Below are 19347 nucleotides of genomic sequence, written 5' to 3' on the forward strand. Positions count from 1 at the left end.
GCGCGGCCCGAGCAAGCAATTTAATAAATTTAATTTTGTTACTTCCCAGCGGTACGGTCGCGCGTGACACCGCCCCATGCCCGCGGGTACGAGATTGCGAACGGGGCGGATGACGGGTTACCCATGATCCTTATGCCCATCGTTGAAAGGCAGGATGATGACCGTTGAACCCGTTCGAGAGCCGCGCGGTGCGCGGTTGGCCGTGTCCTTGTCGGGCACCAATCTCGCGCGTGCCAGCGATTATAACCAGCGCGTCGTTCTTCAGGTCATCCGCAACAGCGAGGAAACCACGCGGGTCGACCTGTGCCGCACCACCGGGCTGACCGCGCCGACGATCGCCAACATCACGCGCCGGTTGATGGATGCGGGACTGGTCAAGGAGATCGGTCGTCTGCAGGGGCCGCGCGGGCAACCCGCGATCCGCCTTACGATCGAGCCGCTGGGGTGTGTCGCGATCGGCCTCAACATCGATCGCGATCATTTGACACTGGTCGCGCTGGATCTGGCCGGGCAGGTCCGTGCGCGGATCGCCAACGATATCCCGTTCGCGCTTCCCGCGGATGTGGTCGCCTTCGTAACCGCGTCGCTCGATCCGTTGCTGGCCGAGGCGAAGGTCGGACGCGACCGCGTGCTTGGCGTCGGGGTCGCGGTACCGGACGATCTGGGGAACATCGCGCTCCCCGGCCGCCCGGAGCGGTATAGCGACTGGGTCAACCTATCGATCCCGGATCTGTTGTCCCCCGTGCTGCCGTGGCCGGTGCTCGTCGACAACGACGCGGCGGCGGCGGCGATCGGGGAGGCGCAGTCGGGCATGGGCCGTTCGGAGCCGAGCTTCTTCTACATCCTGATCAATTCCGGGCTCGGCGGCGGATTGATGATCGATCGCCATTATGTCGAGGGCGCGAACCGGCGCAGCGCGGAACTAGGGCTGCTTCCCGATCCGACCAGCGCGGTCGCTGGCGCGGTGGTCCAGGATATCGTCTCGCTGTCAGCGTTGATGCAGGCGCTGGAAACGGCAGGCATCCGGGTTGCCAGCCCGGCGGACATCGATGCGAGCGACCCGGCGGTACGCGACGTTCTGGATCGCTGGGTCGATGCGGCATCGCGTGCGTTGATCGCGCCGCTCGTCAGCATCAATTGCCTGATCGACCCGCATACCATCATCATCGGCGGGCGCCTGTCCGAGCCGCTGGTGGATGCGCTGATCGAGCGGCTCCACATACTGCTCGGCGAGATGCCCTTGCCGACGATGGCCCCGATCGTACGGGCTGCGCTGGGCGGTGACGCGCCGGTCATCGGCGCCGCCCTGTTGCCCTTCCTCGACCAGTTGCTGCCCTCGGACGCAGCCCTGATGCAGGTCGGGCGGGGCGTCTAGCAGCGGCGTCGGTTGCTCAGTGGGCGGGCGCTTTCTTGCCGAACACTGCCATCACGCGCGGCACGATCAGCGCGAGAACGCTGCCTGCGACGAGCCCGACCAAGGCTGATGCGAGCGCGAAGCCGAACCAGTGGCCGACACCGGGGGCAAAGGGCAGCAGGCGGGCAAAGAACGCTGCAATACCCTCGGCGACGTGCGGGATCGTGACGAGGTGGAACTCTTCCAGTCCGTGCACCAGGATTCCCCCGCCGACCCACAGCATCGCCACCGTCCCGATCTTCGCCAGCGCGCCGAGCACGACCGGCATCGCCGCAACCATCCCGCGGCCGATCGCGCGCGAAGTGGCGTTCGAGCGCTGCGCCAGATGAAGGCCGATATCGTCCATCTTCACGATCAGCCCAACCACGCCGTAAACACCGGCGGTGATCAGCAACGACACCGCGATGAGCGCGGCCGCCTGCGTCAGGATCGGCTGGTCCGACACTTCGGACAAGGCGATCGCCATGATCTCGGCGGACAGGATCAGGTCGGTGCGGACCGCGCCCGCGACCTTGGTGTTCTCGATCGCGGTGGCGTCCTGCCCTTCCAGCGCGGCGTCTTCGGCATGCGCATCGTGGCCGAGCAGCGCACCGAGGATCTTCTCCGCGCCTTCGAAGGCGAGATACAGGCCGCCGACCATCAGGATCGGCGTGATGATCCACGGCAGGAACGCGCTGAACAACAGCGCAGCCGGCAACAGGAACAGCAATTTGTTGCGCAGCGACCCCTTGGCGATCCGCCAGATGATCGGAAGCTCGCGCGCCGGGGTCAGCCCGGAGACGTATTTCGGCGTGACCGCGGCATCGTCCACCACCACGCCGACTGCCTTGGACGATGCCTTGAATGAAGCGGCCGCGACATCGTCGACCGACGCGGCGGCAAGGCGCGCGATCGCGGCGACGTCGTCGAGCAGGGCGACCAGACCAGAGGGCATGTGAAGGCTTTCGATTGGACGAGACGGGCGCCGAGACGTCCGGTCTCAAGGGAACACCGCTGCCTGCTTATCGATCCGTACGCCCCGTGCAACACTCCGGCAGGATGGGCGATGCAGCCGCGCCCGAAATGGGATACAATCGAGACAGGCCGTCATGGCCGGGGGAGAAGACGATGCGGACGATGTGGACGGGTCTTGTTGCAACCGGATTGATCGCGGGGGCCGTGGTATCGGTTAACGCCAATGCCGCGTCGGTGGCGGTCGCCTCCAAGCACAATCCCAAGGAGACGCAACGCGCAGTCGCCAAGGCCCTGGCCGATCCGGCGCGCGCCGATGCGCAGGGCGACGATGCGCGGCGCAAGGCGGCGGACGTGCTTGCGTTCGCGGGTGTCGGGCCGGGGGACGAGGTGGTCGATTTCTTCCCGGGTGCCGGATATTGGACGCGGATCCTGTCGGGCACGGTGGGCAAGGCCGGGCACGTCTATGCGATCTGGCCCGCGGCGGGCGCCAAATATGCCGAGAAAACGCTTCCCGCGCTGGAGGCACGGCATCTCTCGAACACTTCGCTGACGGTCATGTCGGGACCGAGCATCCGCGCGTCCGAGCCGGTCGACCTGTTCTGGACCGTGCAGAACTACCACGACGTCGCCAACACGCCTGCGGGCGAAGCGGCGATTGACGCGTTCAACAAGCAGGTGTTCGCGGCGCTGAAGCCCGGCGGCACCTATGTCGTGATCGACCATGCCGACGCGCCCGGCAGCGGGCTCGCGGGCACGTCGACCAAACACCGGATCGATCCCGCCGCGGTCAAGGCGGAGGTCGTCAAGGCGGGCTTCGTGTTCGACGGCGAAAGTGATGCGCTGCGCAACCCGGCCGATGACCATAATGCGGCGGTGTTCGATCCGGCGATCCGCGGAAAGACCGACCAGTTCGTTTATCGTTTCCGTAAACCGCGCTAAGTCGGTCCGGACTGCGCGATCCCGCCGTGGCCGTCAGGCGGCGACGGCGTGGTCGTCCTGCAGAAACGATACGAACCGATCGGTCGACCGCAGCAGGTCGCGCGCGCTGACGGCGAGTTCGCCCGCGCTTTTGCTGACGTCGGCAGAGAGCGACGATGCGGTGCCCCCGGCGCGGGCGACGTCGGTGATCCGCCGTTCCACCTCGTCCGCGGTCGATGCCGCGCGGTCCGCGCCGGCGTCGACGTCTTCTGCCGTGGAGCGCTGTTCGGCGACCGCCGTCGCGATCCCGGATGCCGCCAGCGAGACCTGCCGGATCGCGCCGTTGACGCTGTTGAGCTTGGTGCTGGTATCCGCGACGCCCTCGCGAATGCCGGAAATGAGGTTGCCGATGCGGTCGCTCGCACGCGTCGTATCGGCGGACAGCGCCTTCACCTCGCCCGCGACAACCGCGAAGCCGCGGCCTGCGTCACCAGCGCGTGCGGCCTCGATCGTCGCGTTGAGCGCGAGCAAATTGGTCTTCGCGGCGATTTTGCGAATGTCGTCGAGGAAGCCTTCGATCTGGACCGCGTGCCCCTCCAGCATCGCGACGGTCTCGACGCTTCGCTTGGCCTCCGCGCTGGCGGTCTCGGTCAGGACCGACTGACGATCCGCGGCAATCGCAATGGTCTGGACGGATTGCGACAGCGTGCGGATCGACGCCGCGACCTGTGCGATGTCCACCGCCGCGCGCCCGGCCCCCGCCGCGGCTTCGTCCGCATCGTGCGTCGTGCTGTCGGTCAGATCCTCGAGCTTTACCGCCGACTGTTCGAGCCGCTGGGTCGAATCGCCGATCATTTTGATGACGGACGTTACCGACCGTTCGAATTCGTTCGCGATGGTGACGAGTTCGGCGCGGCGTTCCTGCGCGGTGCGGCGCGCCTCTTCTTCGCGGTGCTGGCGTTCGCGGGCGGCATCGGCGGCGGCGAAGCGCGCTTGCTGCATCGCGTGTTCGGTCTGGCGCTGGCCATCCTCGGCAGTCCTGGTCAGCTCGCGCGCGCGCTGGAGCGCGGCTTGTTGCCCAAGGATCAGTCGCTCAAGCTGGATCGTCAGCGCGGCGAGAACGCCGAATTGCAGGCCGACCGCAACGACGTGAAACAGGATCCGCCCGATATTGCCCGTCCCCGAAAACACATATTGCGGCGCAAGCCATTCCAGCGACACGTGGTGCAGCGCGGCCAGCACCGTCGCGAGTGCAATCGGGCGCCAGTCGGCCAGAATAACCAACGCCGCCATGCCGACGAAGAAATACATGTGCGCGTCCATCTGCCAGGCATGGCCCTTCAGCAGGAAGACGAGCATCGCGGGAAGGATCGCCGCGGTCGACCCCATCAGTGTCCGCGCCGGTGCATCATATCGCCCCCGCAGAGCGACCAGTGTCGGGGCGATATTGATCGCCACGCCGATGACGATCAGCGGCAACCCGGCTCCCGCGCCGAGCGCGCTATTGCCGATCAGCAGCAGGGCAAGCGAGAGCCACCCGATCAAGGCCCAGATCCGTACGCCACGGCGCCGCATGGTATCGAGCGGATTGCCGGGGATGGCATCGCCGGTGAAGGTCGAGAGCCTGGTCATCATCGTGGACAAGCGGTTCATGCCAAGGTCTCCAGAACGCTCGCGTCACCACACCCTGTCGGCAGGCTGGCGAGGATCAGCACGTCGCCGGTCGGAATGTGACGGGCAATTTGCGCGCGATTGCCGACCACCACGAGCGAGCCGGGAAACGGCCCCTTGCCCAGCAGCATTGCGCCACCCGCGCGCGCAAGCGTTGCGACCGACGCGACGTTTTGATGAAGCGGCACCAGCATCATCGCACCCGATCGAGGCGGCCACAACGCCATGCCGAGCAGCGATGCGCTAATCGCCGTCACGTGAAGCGAAAGGACAATGGCGGTCGAGGAATGGCGCATCCGACCGAATTACGGTGTCGCGGTTAATAGCAGGTAAGTCAGGCGGCAACATCGCCTGAGACTTTAGTTGGAGCGCCGCCGATATCTTCGATTTGTCAGTCGCGCGTCGCGCGCAAGGTCGCGCGGACGCCTGTGCCGATGCTGTCATATTCGACGATCGTTTGCAGGCTCTGCGCCATCGCGCGGATCAGCTTTGTCCCGACGCCCGTGCCTTGCGGCGTGGCGTCTGGCCCCATGCCAACCCCGTCGTCTTCCACGGCGAGCCAGAAATGCGCCTCGCCATCCCCCCGGAGAGATACCCGGACTTCGCCGCCGCCGGTCGGATAGGCATATTTGCACGCATTGCTGACGAGTTCGGTGACGATCACCCCAAGTGACACCGCACGATCGGTGGCAAGCCGGATCGGTTCCGCAAACAGCGACAGCACGCGCGGTGCGGTCGGCGTTGACCAGGTTTCCCCGAGTTCGTCGACCAGCGCCTTCAGATATTCGCGCATGTCGACCTGTTCGACATCGTTGCTGGTATAGAGACGGCGGTGGACCTGCGCGATCGCGGCGATCCGGCGCTGCGTATCCTCCAACGCGAGACGCGCACCGTCATCCTGCAAGGCAGCGGATTGCATCCGCACCATCGCAGACACGATCTGCAGACTGTTGGCGACGCGGTGGTTGACCTCGCGCAGCAGCGCCTCGAGCCGCGCGTTGCTCGCGCGCAACTGGTCCTCGGCCGCGGCCTTGTCACGCTCGAGCGCAGCGCGTTCGAGCACCTGTTCGAACGCGCTGGCCAGCAGGTCGAAGAAGTCGCTGCCGATCGTCTTGACGACATAGTCGGACGCGCCTGCCTTGAGCGCGGCGACCGCGATGCGACCTTCCTCCGACCCGGTGACGTAGACGACCGGCGGCGAGACCGGGAGTTTGCGGATCGCCTCCAGCGTCTCGATCCCGTCCATGCCCGGCATGTAATGGTCAACCGCGATCAGATCAAAGGCGTGTTGCTGCGCGAGGGCAAGCCCTTCGGCACCGCCCTCGGCAACGGTGACGATGAAGCCATGTCGCGACAAGGAACGCGCCGCGAGCCGGCGCAGGCCCGCGTCGTCATCGATGTAAAGGACCGCCGGTCCGGTGCCAGGTTCGGCGGTTGCGATCACCCGTGGCCCTCGGCGTCGGGAACCTGGATCACCGACAGGAACAGGCCGAGCTGGCGGATCGCCTGGGCGAAGCTTTCGTAATTGACCGGCTTGGTGATGTAGACGTTACAGCCCAGATCATAGCAGCGCTGGATCTCGACCTTGTCGTCGGTGGTGGTGAGCACCACGACGGGGGTGCGCTTGAGCGGACCGTCCGACCCCTTGATCCGCGCGAGAATGTCGATCCCGCCCATGTCGGGCAGGTTGAGATCGAGCAGCACCAGCGCCGGGCCACCGCGCCCCGGGCCGTTGTCGGCGTTGAACAGATATTCGAGCGCGCTGGTGCCGTCGGTGAAATGCTGGATTTCGTTCAGGATGCCTGCACGGCGGATGTTCTTCTCGATCAACCGGGCGTGACCTTCGTCATCCTCGATCATGATGATGCTGACGGTCTGGTGGTCGGTCATGTCAACGTCCTCGGGTGTCGGTCTTGGGTTCGGCATAGGTTGCCGGCAGTATCAGGCGGAAGGTTGCACCACGTCCCAATTCGGACGCGACGTCGATCACCCCGCCGAGGCGATACGCCAACGCACGGACATGCGCGAGTCCGATCCCTTCACCGGGCTGGTCCTGCGTCCCGGAGCGGCGGAACAGGTCGAAGACGCGGCTGTGGTCCGACGGGGCAATGCCGCGGCCATTGTCCTCGATCTCATAGTGGATGCGCTTGCCGTCACGCTTCCCGCGCACGACGATCCGGCCCGGGCGCTTGGGATCGAGATATTTCACCGCATTTTCGATCAGGTTGGAGAAGATCTGCTCTACCGCCAATCGGTCGCTGACCAGATCCGGCAGCGGTTGCTCGATCGTCAGGATGGTGTCGCGTTGTTCCATCTGCTGAGTCAGGCTCGCGCCGATCCCGTCGATCAGCGTTGTCATGTCGAGCTGTTCGGCGGCAATCACGCGGCGGCCCTGGCGCGACAGCTTGAGGATCGCGTTGATGAGACGGTCCATCTTCTGCGTTGAGGTGCGGATGAAACGAATCGCCTCGGGCAGATCCTCGCGGGCGGCAAAGCGGACGTCCTCGGTCACAAGCTCGGGGGCGCGTTCCTCGGCGCGATCGATCAGTTCGCCGATCGTGCCCGTCGCCGCCTCGAGTTCAGCCGTGAACCCCATGACGTTGACCAGCGGGCTCCGGAGGTCGTGGCTGACGATATAGGCGAAACGCTGGATCTCCTCGTTCGCACGGCTCAGGTCGGCGGTGCGTTCCTCGACCAGATCCTCAAGCGTATCGGCAAAATCGCGGATCGCGTCGCGCGACGTGGCCAGCTCTCGTGTGTAGCGCAACAGCGTCACGAGCGTGATGATCGCGACCAGGACCAGCAGCAGGCCGGCACAGATCAACGTGATGTAGAAGACCCGGACGCTCGCCTGCTGTGCGGCGTCGCGGATCGCCAGCAAGCGCTGTTCTTCCGCGATCATCCCGTCTGCGAGCGTCCGTACCGCGCGCATCCGGCGGATACTCGTCTCCTGCTGAAATTGGACGAGCGCTGCCGACTGGTCGCCGCGCACCGACAGGCTGATCGTGCGCTCGCGGTGCTGCTCAAGATCGGCGATCTGCCGGCGCAGCGTGGCGACCTTGGACTGTTGTCCCGGGTTGTCTGCGGTAAGCGCAGCGATCCGCCCGATCGCGCCGGGGAGGGCGGCCATGACGGTGCGATAGGATTGCAGATACGCCGTGTCGCCGGTCAGCAGGAACCCGCGTCGGGCCGTTTCGCTTTGCTCGATCAGTACGCGCGCACGGTTGATCGCGATCTCGACCTGATAGGTGTGGCCGACATCGGCGGTGTGCTGCTCATTCTGCGCGGTTGACCATGCCGCGGCGACTCCGGCGACAATCAATGCGAAGAACCCCAGTGCCATACAGGTCACCAGGAAACGGCCCATGCGCCCTTCACTGACGCTGAAACCGGGAAGCAACCGCCTGTACATGCGGTCGTCCTTACGCATCGGCAACGATAAACACCAGTACCGCCGCACTAACGCCGATCAAGCAACTTGCGGCTTTAGAGCAACTTCCCTTGCGGCGAAGGTCGACCCACGACACCACCGCCACGCCGCCGGGCTAGCTCGGTCTCGGCGGTGAAGCGAACGTCCATGTCGCGGTCGCCCAGCATGATCGAAAGCGAATCGTCGCTGATCTCCTGCCAGCTCTTGCCGCGATCCGGCCCGGGACGAATCACGCGCGGTAGCAGGCCAGGGACCGCCGACCAGGCGAGCAGTTGCTCTGGGCCGACCTCGTTGAGCATGTCGCGAAGGTGGAACGCGGTGACATATGCGTCGGGGAAGGCACGATGCGCGGGCAGGCCGCGTTCATGGATCATCCCTTCGGGTTTGCGCCAGTAGCGTAGCATCTGGTTAGAGAAGCTCGGCGTGTCGGGCCACAACCGCAGCGCGCATTTCCAAGTGCAGATCCACGGCGCGCCGCGCGTCAGCGGGGTCGTGCAGAACTTCTGTTCGTAATCCGCGCGGTGCGCCGCGAGCGCGATCCGGCGCGGATAGGGGTCGAGTACCCCGCGTGCGACGTCATGCCAGAACGGTGCGTCGGCGACCTGTTCGTCGAGGATGTGGTGGATCGCCTGGGTGAGCGGCGGGATCGGGCGACCGGGGTTGACGAGGCGCGCGCCGCCTTCGCCTTCGATCTCCCAGCGGCCGTCCTTCTGGAGCGCGACGTCCTGCCAGCCGATTTCGCACACGCCGTGGATCGGCGGGCCTTCGCCGGTGGTCTCTAGGTCGATGACGCGGATGATCTGGGGAGCGGGGGGAGGCATTGCGCCTAAGTGGCGTGTTTAGCCGAGGATTGCGAGGGGCGTATCCGTCACCCCGGGACGAACCCGGGGTGACGGTCCAACGCTTAGTGCGCTGCCTGCGGGCCGCGCTGCAGGCCGCTCTTCTCGAGCTGGTCGTCAATCATCGCGAGCAGGCGGTCGAGCGCAGGCTGGTCCTTGGCCTCGGCGCGGGCAACGAGCACGTCCTGCGTGTTCGATGCACGGAGCAGCCACCAGCCGTCGGGCGTGTTGACGCGCGCGCCGTCGGTGCGGTCGACTTCGGCACCGTCGGCCTCGAGCCGTGCGAGCACTTCCTCGACCACCGCGAACTTCCGGCTCTCGTCGACCTGGAACCGCATTTCCGGCGTGTTGACCAGCGCGGGCATCGCACCGCGCAGTTCGGTGACCGACTTGCCGATCATGTGCGCCGCACGGATGAAACGGACGGCGGCGTATTGCGCGTCGTCGAACCCGTAATATTCATGCGCGAAGAAGATGTGGCCGCTCATCTCGCCCGCGAGCGGGCTGTTGGTTTCCTTCATCTTCATCTTGATCAGGCTGTGCCCGGTCTTCCACATCAGCGGCTTGCCACCCAGTTCCTCGACCCGGTCGTAAAGCATCTGCGACGCCTTGACGTCGGCGATGATCGTCGCGCCCGGAAGCTCCTTGAGGACAGGTTCGGCCAGAATGGAGAGGATCTGGTCACCCCAGATCACGCGACCTTCGCCGTCGATCGCGCCGATCCGGTCGCCGTCGCCATCGAAGGCCAAACCGAAATCGAGGTTCTTCTCCGCGACGAGCCGCTTGAGATCGACCAGATTGGCTTCATCGGTAGGATCGGGATGATGGTTGGGAAAATTGCCGTCGACATCGGTGAACAGCAGGTGATGCTCACCTGGCAGGAACTTGACGAGCTTCTCGATGATCGGGCCCGAGACGCCGTTACCGGCGTCCCAACCGATCTTGTAGGTGCCGCCCGCGAAACCCGCGACCAGACGACCGACATATTCGTCCTCGATATCGGCGGTCGAGACGGTACCCTCGCCGGTTTCCCAATCGCCCTCGGCGGCCATCCGGCCGAGCTCCTGAATGTCCGCGCCAAAGAACGGCTTGTGCTGGAGCACCATCTTGAAGCCGTTGTAGTCGGAGGGATTATGGCTGCCGGTTATCTCGATGCCGCCATCCACTTCTAGCGTGGCTTCGGCGTAATAGAGCATCGGGGTCGGCCCCATGCCGATCCGCACGACGTCGACGCCCGATGCGATGAGACCGCCGATCAGGGCCGCCTCCAGCTCGGGCGAGGACAGGCGGCCGTCATAGCCGACCGCAACCCGCGTGCCGCCAGCGCGGCGAACGCGCGTGCCGAAGCCGCGACCGATCGCGTCCGCATCGGCGGTGCCAAGCGTTTTGCCGACGATGCCGCGGATGTCATACTCGCGGAGCGAAGTCGGGTCGAAACGATGGGTCATGTTTGTCCTCCTGGGGTCTGTGCACGGGTCAATCGACCAAACGTGCGAAAGTTCAAAGACTATGGTTTGAGCAATGTGTCGCGCGCCGCGTTGATACGGCGGGTAAGTTCGGCAGATCCGCCCTTATCGGGATGCAGCGCAGTGACAAGACGGCGATGTGCCGCGCGGATATCCGCGGCATTCGCGCGTGGGCCAACCCCCAGCACCGCGCGCGCCTCGGTCTCCTCCGGGGGCTGGATCCGCGTGGCCTTGGGTTTGGGGCGCAGCAGCAACCACACACCTACGATCAGCGCGACGAAGAGGAGGACCTTGGTCATCAAGCGACCTGCGGCAACACGGTGTCGGGCAGCGCGAGCGCGCCCATCATCTCGCGCAGTTCCTGGCGCGCGGCGACATGCGCCAGCCCCATCGCGCCGAATTCGCCTGCGTCGAGCATCGTGAGTCCGGCGGGGAACAGCTCACGGTAGATCACGCGCTCGCCCAGTCCCGGCACGATGCGGAAACCGACGCGCTTGGCAAGCTGGTCGAGTGCGTCGGACACGCGACGCATGTTGCGTGCCTCGATATGCTGGACGCGGTTGCGCAGCACGACCCAGTCGATCGTCGATCCATCCGCGCGCGCGCGCGCCTTGCGGGCGTCCCAGATCATCTCGGCATAAAAGCTCGGGCGTGTGACCTTGTAGGTTTCGGGATGGACTTGACCGATAAGGTCGAAGTCGACGAAACTGTCGTTCATCGGCGTCACCAGCGTGTCCGCGCGTGCGGCCGACAGACGCCCGAACCGATCGTCACGGCCCGGCGTGTCGATCACCAGAAAATCGGTATCGTGTGCGAGATCGGCGAACAGCTCCTCGAACCGTGCGTCCGTCTCCCCGTCGTGCGTCGCGTGGCGCGGGATCGGCAAGGCGCGCCCGGTGCGCTGAACCGTGGCGGCGCGATTGTCGAAATAGCGCCCCATGGTCCGCTGGCGATGGTCGAGATCGAAAGCGGCAACCTTGGCCCCACGCGCCGCCAATGCGATCGCGACATGCACCGCGGTCGTCGATTTGCCGGTGCCGCCCTTTTCGTTGGCGAAAACGATAATGTGTGGTTTTCGCGCAGCACTTGCCAACGGGATGGTATCCTACGTCTTGTTCGGTCGGGCCCGCCCCCATAGAAGGCCGTTCCGTCCTTACCGAAGGCCCAACCCGCGTGCAAACCATCCGTACACTCGAAGCGCTTCGCGCCGCGATCGCCGACTTCCGCAGTGCCGGGTCAGACATCGCGCTGGTCCCCACGATGGGGGCGCTGCACTCCGGCCACATCGCGTTGATCGAGACCGCGCGGCGGCAGGGGCGGAAAGTCGTCGCGTCGATCTTCGTCAATCCCAAGCAGTTCGGCCCCACTGAGGATCTCGCGCGCTACCCCCGGCGTGAGGCGGCGGACGCGCGGATGCTGACCGAGGCGGGGTGCGACCTGCTGTGGTTGCCCCCGGTGGACGTGATGTATCCCGCGGGCTTCGCAACCAACATTTCGGTGGCAGGGGTCAGCGAAGGACTCGATGGGGCGGCTCGACCAGGCCATTTCGACGGCGTCGCGACGGTGGTGGCGAAGTTGTTCAACCAGGTGCGTCCGGACATCGCGCTGTTCGGCGAGAAGGATTTCCAGCAACTTGCGGTGATTCGTCGGATGGTCGCGGACTTGGATTTCGGGATCGAAATCGAAGGTGTGCCGACCCAGCGCGATGATGACGGCCTCGCGCTGTCATCGCGCAACGTCTATCTCGACGACGAACAGCGCGCAGCGGCAGTGGCGCTACCCCGCGCCTTGGGAGAGGCCGCGCGGGCCATTCTGCGCGGCGACGCGCCGGACGATGTCCTGGCATCGGCACGGGACTCGCTGACGACCGCAGGTTTTGTGGTTGATTATGTCGAGCTGGTCGATGCAGCGACGTTGGCCGCGGATACGGATCCGTCCCGCCCACGCCGGTTGCTTGCGGCGGCGCGGCTCGGGACCACGCGTCTGATCGACAATCTCGACGTACCGGCTACCGTCTAACCCATTGGTCGTACGCCTAAAGTTCAATGCCGCCGTTAACCTTTATTTGACTCGGTCCGACGCAATGTCGGCCGCAGAGAATGGTTAACCGGGACGGATCGACATGGGCACGAGCCTGAAAAATGCGCAATTTCTGATCGACAGTCGTTTGGCGGAAGCGGCGTGCGGCGATGCCGATGCCTGCTACGAACTCGGCATGGTGTATTCGAGCGGCGCGGCGGGGATCGCCGTCGATCTGATCGAGGCGCACAAATGGTTCAATCTGGCGGCGGTGGCCGGTAGCGAGGCTGGTATGGTCAGCCGTGGCGAGATCGCCGAGGACATGACCGCGCGCGAGATCGCGACGGCTCAGGGTGCGGCCCGCGCCTGGCTGCGCGCGACACAGCGTCGCGCCGCCTGAAACGCCGTCGTGCAGGTGCGTGAACGGCGCCTGTGCGCGGACTGTTCTGCACCGGGGATCGACCCGGTCTTGCAGGAGTTGGGCCTTACGATAGCGAGAACGTGTCGGGGTCCGTCATGAAGGCGGAACCCCGTCGCGGGATCCCGTAACGGTCGCTTCGGCGGGTCGCAGAGAAAGTCAGGCCATTGAGCGTCCGAAGTATCGCGAAGGGGATCGGCACGGCGCTGCTTTGGGTGGTGATCGTCCTGTGCCTGCTGATCACGATCGTCCCGCGCTTTTTCGACGCACGCTACTACAGTGGGCCACCCGGCGGCCATTTCGACGGGCAACGGTTCTTCAATCCTGACGGCGAACAGGATGATCTGGCGGGCACGGCCGGCAATCGCGGCAGCTTCCTGTTGCGCTATCTCACCCGCAGCGACGGGCGTCCGGCATGGCCCGATCACGTCCCGGTCCACGCCATTGCTCCGCCCGCGCGGGTGGACGGTCGATCGATGACGGCGACCTGGGTCGGGCACGCCACGGTGCTTGTGCAGACGCAGGGGCTCAATATCCTGACCGATCCGGTGTGGAGCCGGACTTCCGGGCCGCTTGGGGTTGGGCCTGCCCGCGTTGCGGAGCCAGGTATCGCGTTCGAGAAGCTTCCGAAGATCGATGTCGTGCTGATCAGCCACAACCATTACGATCATCTCGACCTGGAAACGTTGCAGCGGCTGTGGAAGCGCGATCATCCGTTGATCGTCACCAGTTTGGGCAATGACAGCGTCATCGCGCAAGCCGGGGTTCCGTCGCATGCGCTCGACTGGGGTGGGCGGATCGCGGTCAAGCCGAACGTCGAGGTCGTCGTCACGCGCAACCACCATTGGGGCAGCCGCTGGTTCACCGACCGCAACCGGGCCTTGTGGTCGAGCTTCGTCGTGCGGCTGCCGGGCGGCAACGTCTTCTTTGCGGGCGATACCGGGCCGGGCGATCTGACCTGGGCGGATTCGGCGGCGAGTTATGGTCCTGTCCGGCTGGCGCTGATCCCGATCGGCGCGTTCCGCTTTGTGCCCGGCCAGATGGTGTCGGGAAGCCATATCGGACCGATCGATGCCGCAGAGGTCTATCGCCGGCTGGGCGCATCGGCCGGGATTGGCATCCACTGGGGGACGTTCCATCTGTCGGCGGAAGCGTACGACACGCCGCCGCGGTTACTGGCGGCAGTCAATCGCGTTGCAGGGCTCCGTGGGTTCGGGACTGTCGCGTTGGGAAAACCGAGTGTCATCCCGCTCTATGTCGCACGCACGCGTCCCGCACCGATTGACCGGATCGAGATCGTCGGACGGTTGCCTGCTGCGGCGCGCACATTGCCCTAACGGGATGTCGTCCCGGCGTGAGAAGCCGTGCCCCAACCCGTCCGGCGCTAGCGCTTCGCCGCTGGCGTTGTCGCGGGGGTTGCGGGCGGGGTGATGTCGCCGGGCTTGCATGGCCCGCTTCGGATCGCATGGACGCGCATTTCCATGACGCCTTCCTTGGCGCCCTTCGCGGTGAAACCTTCCGACTTCATTGTCAGGTTGCGGTCCCCGGTCGCGTTGGTGCCGGTCACGTTGAGTTTGACCACGCCGCCACCGGGTTGCGGGCAAGCCGCACTGAGGCCGATGGTCGGACCGGTGTCGTCATGCTTGTCGACCGTGCAATTCTGCCCGCGCGTGCCGATCTGCTGCATCGTTTCGGCCAGATTTTCTTTCGCGGCGGCGTCTGGCGTCAGGCACATCGACATGCCTGCCATCGCATCGAACATCGCCTGCATCTGCGCCTTGACCTGCGGCGTCGCGCCCTTGCCCTCCAGTTGCAGGATTTCGACCTTCTGCGTCCAGCTGCCCGGCTCGCGTTTGATGACTTGCTCGGGGGAGCAAGCGACGATCGTCAGTAACGGCAGGGCCAGGCCAAGCTGCGCGATGCGATGAAACGCCATGATCTTTAACCCCGATTGACCCGCAACCGAGGCGTCGGGCACGATTGTCTGTTGCCGCATCCCTTCCCATATTGCTGCGTGATGGCAATCCAGATTCGCACCACGCTCGATGAACCCGAAACCGGGGTCAGCTTCGTCCCCCACCGCCCGGCGCGTCCGCCCAAGGCGGAAGGGGGCAAAAGGTTCAAGCTCGTCTCGGACTATACCGCGGCGGGCGACCAGCCGACCGCGATCGCCGAGCTCGTCGCGCAGACCGAGGCGGGCGAGCGCGACCAGGTGCTGCTGGGCGTCACGGGTTCGGGCAAGACCTTCACCATGGCCAAGGTGATCGAGGCGGTGCAGCGGCCTGCTTTGATCCTCGCCCCCAACAAAATCCTCGCGGCGCAGCTTTATGGGGAAATGAAGTCGTTCTTCCCCGAGAATGCGGTCGAGTATTTCGTCAGTTACTATGATTACTACCAGCCCGAGGCCTATGTCGCGCGGTCGGACACGTACATCGAGAAGGAAAGCTCGACCAACGAGGCGATCGACCGGATGCGCCACGCCGCGACCCGATCGCTGCTCGAACGCGACGACGTGATCATCGTCGCGTCGGTGTCGTGCCTGTACGGCATCGGCTCGGTCGAGACCTATTCGGCGATGATCTTCGACCTCAAGAAGGGCCAGACCGTCGATCAGCGCGAGATCGTGCGCAAGCTCGTAGCGCTCCAGTACAAGCGCAACGACGCGGCGTTCCAGCGCGGCAATTTCCGTGTGCGCGGCGATGCGCTCGAGATCTTCCCGTCGCATTATGACGACACCGCGTGGCGCGTGTCGTTCTTCGGCGACGAGATCGAGGATATCGTCGAGTTCGATCCGCTGACCGGCAAGAAGGTCGCGAGCCTCGGCTATATCCGCATCTACGCCAATTCGCACTACGTGACGCCGGGGCCGACGCTCAAGCAGGCGATGGAAGCGATCAAGTTCGAGTTGCAGGAGCGGCTCAAGGAGCTGGTGCCCGAGGGCAAGTTGCTCGAGGCGCAGCGGCTGGAGCAGCGGACAAATTTCGATCTCGAGATGATCGCGGCGACCGGCAGTTGCGCGGGGATCGAGAATTACTCGCGCTTCCTCACCGGGCGGATGCCCGGCGAGCCGCCGCCCACTTTGTTCGAATATCTTCCCGAGAATTCGCTGCTGTTCGTCGACGAGAGCCACCAGACGATCGGCCAGATCAACGGCATGTCGCGCGGCGATCACCGCCGTAAGCTGACGCTCGCAGAATATGGCTTCCGCCTGCCGTCGGCGATCGACAACCGACCGCTGCGCTTCAACGAATGGGAGGCGATGCGCCCGCAGACGACCTATGTCTCGGCGACGCCGGGTGCATGGGAAATGGAGCAGACCGGCGGCGTGTTCGCCGAGCAGGTCATTCGCCCGACCGGGCTGATCGATCCTCCCATTGAGATCAAGCCGGTCGAGGAGCAGGTGCAGGACCTGATCGTCGAGGCGCGCAAGACCGCCGAGCTCGGCTATCGCACGCTGGTGACGACGCTGACCAAGCGGATGGCGGAGGATCTGACCGAGTTCATGCACGAGGCGGGCCTGCGCGTTCGCTACATGCACAGCGACGTCGAGACGCTGGAGCGTATCGAGCTGATCCGCGACTTGCGGCTTGGCGTGTACGACGTGCTGATCGGGATCAACCTGTTGCGCGAGGGGCTCGATATTCCGGAGTGCGGGCTGGTCGCGATTCTGGACGCGGACAAGGAAGGCTTCCTGCGCTCCGAAACCTCGCTGATCCAGACGATCGGTCGCGCGGCGCGTAACGTCGACGGGCGCGTGATCCTCTATGCCGACCGCATCACGGGCTCGATGGAGCGCGCGATGAACGAGACCGAGCGCCGTCGCGAAAAGCAGCGCGCGTATAACGAAGAACACGGCATCACGCCGACCACGATCAAGCGCAACATCGGCGACATCATCCAGGACGTGTCGAGCCGCGATCAGGTTACGGTCGAGATCGACGAGGATCGACCGCACATGGTCGGCCACAACCTGCGCGCCTACATCGAGGATCTCGAGAAAAAGATGCGCGCGGCGGCGTCGGATCTCGAGTTCGAGACTGCGGGCCGTTTGCGCGACGAGATCCGGCAGCTCGAGCAGGAGGAGCTTGGGCTTCCGGTCGAGCAGCAGAAGGCGCCGATCATGGGACGCTCGAACGAGGGCAAACCAGGCACGCGCAAGACGCGCTATGGCAAGAGTCAGAAGATGCGAGCTGGAATGGCGGGGAGTTCGCGGCGGGCGCGATGATTGGGGAACGCAAAATTGAAATGATGGCTCTATCTGGTATCTCGATCCTACGTCGAACCCAGTGACCTCCGACTGAGACGGGAGCGTATCCGACGCCACTTCTGATGGAGGTCGTTGTGATACGTAACTTCAAGGACGAAGAGACTGCTAAAATCGCGAACGGCGAGCGCAGTCGTAAGCGACCAATAGAGATACAGGCCAAAGCATACCGATTGCTTCGCATCATGGCGCGCATCGATGACTGGAACGACTTGCGCTACCCGCCGGGAAACAAGCTTCACGCGCTCGCTGGAAATCGCGCCGGGCAATATGCTATATGGATCAACCAGCAATGGCGCATCGCGTTTACCCCGATCGACGGAATGATGACAGATGTCGAAATTACCGACTATCATTGAGCCAGATGGGGATACCCATGGCGAGTGGTTGCCCAACCCGCATGCCGGCGAGATGCTAGCGCTTGAGTTCATGCAACCTTTGGGGTTGTCTGCGCACGACCTCGCGAAGAAAATCGAGGTAAGCGAGACTACGCTGCGAGATACGATCGCCGGCGCGACGCGAATGACCGGAGATCTCGATTTGCGGCTCGCCCGCTACTTCCGAATGACCCCGGGCTTTTTCCTGGGTCTGCAAAGCGATTATGAAATCGTCGAGGCTAAGCGCGCCCTCAATGGCGCGCTTGACCGGATCGTCCCCCGCGCGGCTTAATCGAGCGAAAGATCCTCAACCGCCACATCGTAATATTTCGATACGCGGTCCGCGTAGGCCTGGTCGAAGGTCGGCGCGTTGCTTGCCCAGCTCGGGCCGCCTTCAAGGACACGGCGGTCGATCGTCACGATGTAGGTGTCGTTGACGGGGTCGAACTGGAGCAGCGAGAAGGGGATCGGGTAATAGGCCTTGCCCATGCCGAGGAACCCGCCGATCGTCAGCACCGCGTAGATCGTCTGACCGGTCCGCTTGTTGACCATCAACGACAGCACTGAGCCGATCTTGTCGCCGTCGCGGCTTCGGACCTGCATCGCGTCGCTCTTGTTCGACTGGAGCAGCAACTGGGTGGGTTCGGTCTGGGACATGGCACACTTCCTTCGGTTCGCGATCGTAACGGCGATGGGGGGTTCCCGGTTCCGCACGCTTACCGGCTGGATCGGTGGAAAAACGCGCGGCGACGTGGCCACTGCGGTTGAGCGCTCGGACGGCTTCGCGCATAGACGCTGGATGCGTAACACTATCCCCTTGTTTGCTATGGTCGTTCTCACCGGGGCCGTTCTGGCGGGGTGCGTGGGAAAGCCGGTTGCACCGGCCCGCGCGCCCGCAGCCGCACCGGCTGCGCGTCCCGCGGTGGTTCCGCGACCTGTTCCGCCGAAGGGTAGTGACTGGCGGGATTGGCCCGTTACCGCAGGGGACTGGGCATATCGGCAGGATCAGGGCGGATCGACCGCGTTGTTCGGTGCGGGCGGTGGCAATGCGGTGCTGACACTACGCTGCGACGCCGCCAGCGCGACGCTGTATCTGTCTCGCCAGGGGAGTGCGGCAACACCGCTCATGATCCGTACATCGACGGTAGCGCGGAGCCTTCCGGTCCAGCCGACCAGTCCCGGGCCAGCCGGATCGCCGACCTATGTCGCGACGCGTCTCGCGGCGCGGGATCCGTTGCTCGATGCGATCGTGTACAGCCGCGGACGCTTTATCGTGGAACAGGCCGGGGCGGCGACGCTGGTGGTGCCCGCCTGGGCCGAGATCGCGCGTGTAACCGAGGATTGTCGGCGCTGAACGCCACTTCGACCGGCTTTGCGCAGGCGAAAGAGAATCGTGGATTCCGACCAACATTACAAGACTTGTTTCGCGTGAATATCTGATTCACACAGGTGTCGTGACCACCGCAGGTCACGCCGTTTCAACTAGCGAAAGGAGGTGATCCGATGTCTCATGGTTCAGCAATGGGGTCGGTTCAGTTCGTTCGGGGGACGCACCGCTAGGCCTTCGGGGAAACCCG

The 19347-nt window shown here is 64.7% G+C and carries 21 protein-coding genes; 9 read left to right on the plus strand and 12 right to left on the minus strand.

Features of this window, described 5'->3' with window-relative positions; genetic code table 11:
- Nucleotides 1–157 precede the first annotated feature (157 nt).
- Nucleotides 158–1375 (plus strand): ROK family transcriptional regulator, encoded by a 1218-nt coding sequence (locus ABIC17_RS02625; RefSeq protein WP_354279095.1) that lies wholly within the window; start codon nt 158–160, stop codon nt 1373–1375.
- A gap of 16 nt (nt 1376–1391) precedes the next feature.
- On the opposite strand, the gene ABIC17_RS02630 is transcribed toward ABIC17_RS02625, so the two are convergent.
- The gene (locus ABIC17_RS02630) at nt 1392–2348 is read right to left on the minus strand and encodes a DUF808 domain-containing protein (protein WP_354279096.1); all 957 of its coding nucleotides are present in this window, start codon (nt 2346–2348) and stop codon (nt 1392–1394) included.
- 173 nt (nt 2349–2521) lie between these two features.
- Here ABIC17_RS02630 and ABIC17_RS02635 point away from each other — a divergent pair, with 173 nt between their 5' ends.
- Entirely contained in the window at nt 2522–3307 is a 786-nt protein-coding gene (locus tag ABIC17_RS02635; RefSeq protein WP_354279097.1) for a class I SAM-dependent methyltransferase, read from the plus strand.
- Between the two features lie 33 nt (nt 3308–3340).
- On the opposite strand, the gene ABIC17_RS02640 is transcribed toward ABIC17_RS02635, so the two are convergent.
- The 9 genes from ABIC17_RS02640 to ABIC17_RS02680 all read right to left on the minus strand — a co-directional run bounded on the left by ABIC17_RS02640 (nt 3341) and on the right by ABIC17_RS02680 (nt 11785).
- The gene (locus tag ABIC17_RS02640) at nt 3341–4939 is read right to left on the minus strand and encodes a methyl-accepting chemotaxis protein (protein ID WP_354279098.1); all 1599 of its coding nucleotides are present in this window, start codon (nt 4937–4939) and stop codon (nt 3341–3343) included.
- On the minus strand, nt 4936–5214 hold the full coding sequence (locus tag ABIC17_RS02645) for a hypothetical protein (RefSeq protein ID WP_354279099.1): 279 nt from the start codon (nt 5212–5214) through the stop codon (nt 4936–4938). The genes ABIC17_RS02640 and ABIC17_RS02645 overlap by 4 nt, the downstream gene beginning before the upstream one ends.
- Before the next feature lie 134 nt (nt 5215–5348).
- Nucleotides 5349–6401 carry a sensor histidine kinase gene (locus ABIC17_RS02650; RefSeq protein WP_354279100.1) on the minus strand — a complete coding sequence of 351 codons (1053 nt, stop codon included), beginning with the start codon at nt 6399–6401 and terminating at the stop codon, nt 5349–5351.
- On the minus strand, nt 6398–6847 hold the full coding sequence (locus tag ABIC17_RS02655; RefSeq protein WP_354279101.1) for a response regulator: 450 nt from the start codon (nt 6845–6847) through the stop codon (nt 6398–6400). The genes ABIC17_RS02650 and ABIC17_RS02655 overlap by 4 nt, the downstream gene beginning before the upstream one ends.
- Before the next feature lies 1 nt (nt 6848).
- The gene (locus ABIC17_RS02660; RefSeq protein ID WP_354279102.1) at nt 6849–8369 is read right to left on the minus strand and encodes a sensor histidine kinase; all 1521 of its coding nucleotides are present in this window, start codon (nt 8367–8369) and stop codon (nt 6849–6851) included.
- Nucleotides 8370–8443: 74 nt separating this feature from the next.
- Nucleotides 8444–9208 (minus strand): 3'-5' exonuclease, encoded by a 765-nt coding sequence (locus ABIC17_RS02665; protein ID WP_354279103.1) that lies wholly within the window; start codon nt 9206–9208, stop codon nt 8444–8446.
- An 83-nt stretch (nt 9209–9291) separates the two neighbouring features.
- On the minus strand, nt 9292–10674 hold the full coding sequence (gene pgmG, locus ABIC17_RS02670; RefSeq protein ID WP_354279104.1) for a phosphoglucomutase/phosphomannomutase PgmG: 1383 nt from the start codon (nt 10672–10674) through the stop codon (nt 9292–9294).
- A gap of 59 nt (nt 10675–10733) precedes the next feature.
- Nucleotides 10734–10991, minus strand: a complete 258-nt coding sequence (locus tag ABIC17_RS02675) for a J domain-containing protein (protein ID WP_354279105.1) — start codon at nt 10989–10991, stop codon at nt 10734–10736.
- Nucleotides 10991–11785: a division plane positioning ATPase MipZ gene (locus ABIC17_RS02680; protein WP_354279106.1), complete on the minus strand. Its 795-nt coding sequence runs from the start codon at nt 11783–11785 to the stop codon at nt 10991–10993. Before ABIC17_RS02680 ends, ABIC17_RS02675 begins: the two co-directional genes overlap by 1 nt.
- Before the next feature lie 80 nt (nt 11786–11865).
- Here ABIC17_RS02680 and panC point away from each other — a divergent pair, with 80 nt between their 5' ends.
- From panC to ABIC17_RS02695, 3 genes are all read left to right on the plus strand, one after another.
- Nucleotides 11866–12711: a pantoate--beta-alanine ligase gene (gene panC, locus ABIC17_RS02685; RefSeq protein ID WP_354279107.1), complete on the plus strand. Its 846-nt coding sequence runs from the start codon at nt 11866–11868 to the stop codon at nt 12709–12711.
- Nucleotides 12712–12814: 103 nt separating this feature from the next.
- Nucleotides 12815–13111: an SEL1-like repeat protein gene (locus tag ABIC17_RS02690; protein WP_354279108.1), complete on the plus strand. Its 297-nt coding sequence runs from the start codon at nt 12815–12817 to the stop codon at nt 13109–13111.
- Nucleotides 13112–13311: 200 nt separating this feature from the next.
- Nucleotides 13312–14466 (plus strand): MBL fold metallo-hydrolase, encoded by a 1155-nt coding sequence (locus ABIC17_RS02695; RefSeq protein WP_354279456.1) that lies wholly within the window; start codon nt 13312–13314, stop codon nt 14464–14466.
- A 47-nt stretch (nt 14467–14513) separates the two neighbouring features.
- On the opposite strand, the gene ABIC17_RS02700 is transcribed toward ABIC17_RS02695, so the two are convergent.
- Nucleotides 14514–15065 carry a DUF3617 domain-containing protein gene (locus ABIC17_RS02700; RefSeq protein ID WP_354279109.1) on the minus strand — a complete coding sequence of 184 codons (552 nt, stop codon included), beginning with the start codon at nt 15063–15065 and terminating at the stop codon, nt 14514–14516.
- Between the two features lie 81 nt (nt 15066–15146).
- Here ABIC17_RS02700 and uvrB point away from each other — a divergent pair, with 81 nt between their 5' ends.
- The 3 genes from uvrB to ABIC17_RS02715 all read left to right on the plus strand — a co-directional run bounded on the left by uvrB (nt 15147) and on the right by ABIC17_RS02715 (nt 18062).
- Entirely contained in the window at nt 15147–17354 is a 2208-nt protein-coding gene (uvrB, locus tag ABIC17_RS02705) for an excinuclease ABC subunit UvrB (protein WP_354279110.1), read from the plus strand.
- Between the two features lie 116 nt (nt 17355–17470).
- Complete coding sequence (locus ABIC17_RS02710) at nt 17471–17752, plus strand: type II toxin-antitoxin system RelE/ParE family toxin (protein ID WP_354279111.1); 282 nt, start codon at nt 17471–17473, stop codon at nt 17750–17752.
- Entirely contained in the window at nt 17727–18062 is a 336-nt protein-coding gene (locus ABIC17_RS02715) for a HigA family addiction module antitoxin (protein ID WP_354279112.1), read from the plus strand. The genes ABIC17_RS02710 and ABIC17_RS02715 overlap by 26 nt, the downstream gene beginning before the upstream one ends.
- Here ABIC17_RS02715 and ABIC17_RS02720 read toward each other — a convergent pair.
- Nucleotides 18059–18427: a PRC-barrel domain-containing protein gene (locus tag ABIC17_RS02720; protein WP_354279113.1), complete on the minus strand. Its 369-nt coding sequence runs from the start codon at nt 18425–18427 to the stop codon at nt 18059–18061. The genes ABIC17_RS02715 and ABIC17_RS02720 overlap by 4 nt on opposite strands.
- A gap of 142 nt (nt 18428–18569) precedes the next feature.
- On the opposite strand from ABIC17_RS02720, the gene ABIC17_RS02725 reads away from it, so the two are divergent.
- On the plus strand, nt 18570–19124 hold the full coding sequence (locus ABIC17_RS02725; protein ID WP_354279114.1) for a hypothetical protein: 555 nt from the start codon (nt 18570–18572) through the stop codon (nt 19122–19124).
- Nucleotides 19125–19347 lie beyond the last annotated feature (223 nt).

The organism is Sphingomonas sp. PvP056, assembly GCF_040549155.1.
GTDB lineage: Bacteria > Pseudomonadota > Alphaproteobacteria > Sphingomonadales > Sphingomonadaceae > Sphingomonas.

Bases quoted from the DNA above. Each gene is read 5' to 3' on its own strand.
- ABIC17_RS02660 (WP_354279102.1), bottom strand. From the start codon at position 8,369: ATGTACAGGCGGTTGCTTCCCGGTTTCAGCGTCAGTGAAGGGCGCATG.
- ABIC17_RS02635 (WP_354279097.1), top strand. From the start codon at position 2,522: ATGCGGACGATGTGGACGGGTCTTGTTGCAACCGGATTGATCGCGGGG.
- ABIC17_RS02655 (WP_354279101.1), bottom strand. From the start codon at position 6,847: ATGACCGACCACCAGACCGTCAGCATCATCATGATCGAGGATGACGAA.
- ABIC17_RS02720 (WP_354279113.1), bottom strand. From the start codon at position 18,427: ATGTCCCAGACCGAACCCACCCAGTTGCTGCTCCAGTCGAACAAGAGC.
- ABIC17_RS02715 (WP_354279112.1), top strand. From the start codon at position 17,727: ATGTCGAAATTACCGACTATCATTGAGCCAGATGGGGATACCCATGGC.
- ABIC17_RS02640 (WP_354279098.1), bottom strand. From the start codon at position 4,939: ATGAACCGCTTGTCCACGATGATGACCAGGCTCTCGACCTTCACCGGC.
- ABIC17_RS02690 (WP_354279108.1), top strand. From the start codon at position 12,815: ATGGGCACGAGCCTGAAAAATGCGCAATTTCTGATCGACAGTCGTTTG.
- ABIC17_RS02700 (WP_354279109.1), bottom strand. From the start codon at position 15,065: ATGGCGTTTCATCGCATCGCGCAGCTTGGCCTGGCCCTGCCGTTACTG.
- ABIC17_RS02725 (WP_354279114.1), top strand. From the start codon at position 18,570: ATGCGTAACACTATCCCCTTGTTTGCTATGGTCGTTCTCACCGGGGCC.
- pgmG (WP_354279104.1), bottom strand. From the start codon at position 10,674: ATGACCCATCGTTTCGACCCGACTTCGCTCCGCGAGTATGACATCCGC.
- ABIC17_RS02625 (WP_354279095.1), top strand. From the start codon at position 158: ATGACCGTTGAACCCGTTCGAGAGCCGCGCGGTGCGCGGTTGGCCGTG.
- ABIC17_RS02665 (WP_354279103.1), bottom strand. From the start codon at position 9,208: ATGCCTCCCCCCGCTCCCCAGATCATCCGCGTCATCGACCTAGAGACC.
- ABIC17_RS02630 (WP_354279096.1), bottom strand. From the start codon at position 2,348: ATGCCCTCTGGTCTGGTCGCCCTGCTCGACGACGTCGCCGCGATCGCG.
- ABIC17_RS02675 (WP_354279105.1), bottom strand. From the start codon at position 10,991: ATGACCAAGGTCCTCCTCTTCGTCGCGCTGATCGTAGGTGTGTGGTTG.
- uvrB (WP_354279110.1), top strand. From the start codon at position 15,147: ATGGCAATCCAGATTCGCACCACGCTCGATGAACCCGAAACCGGGGTC.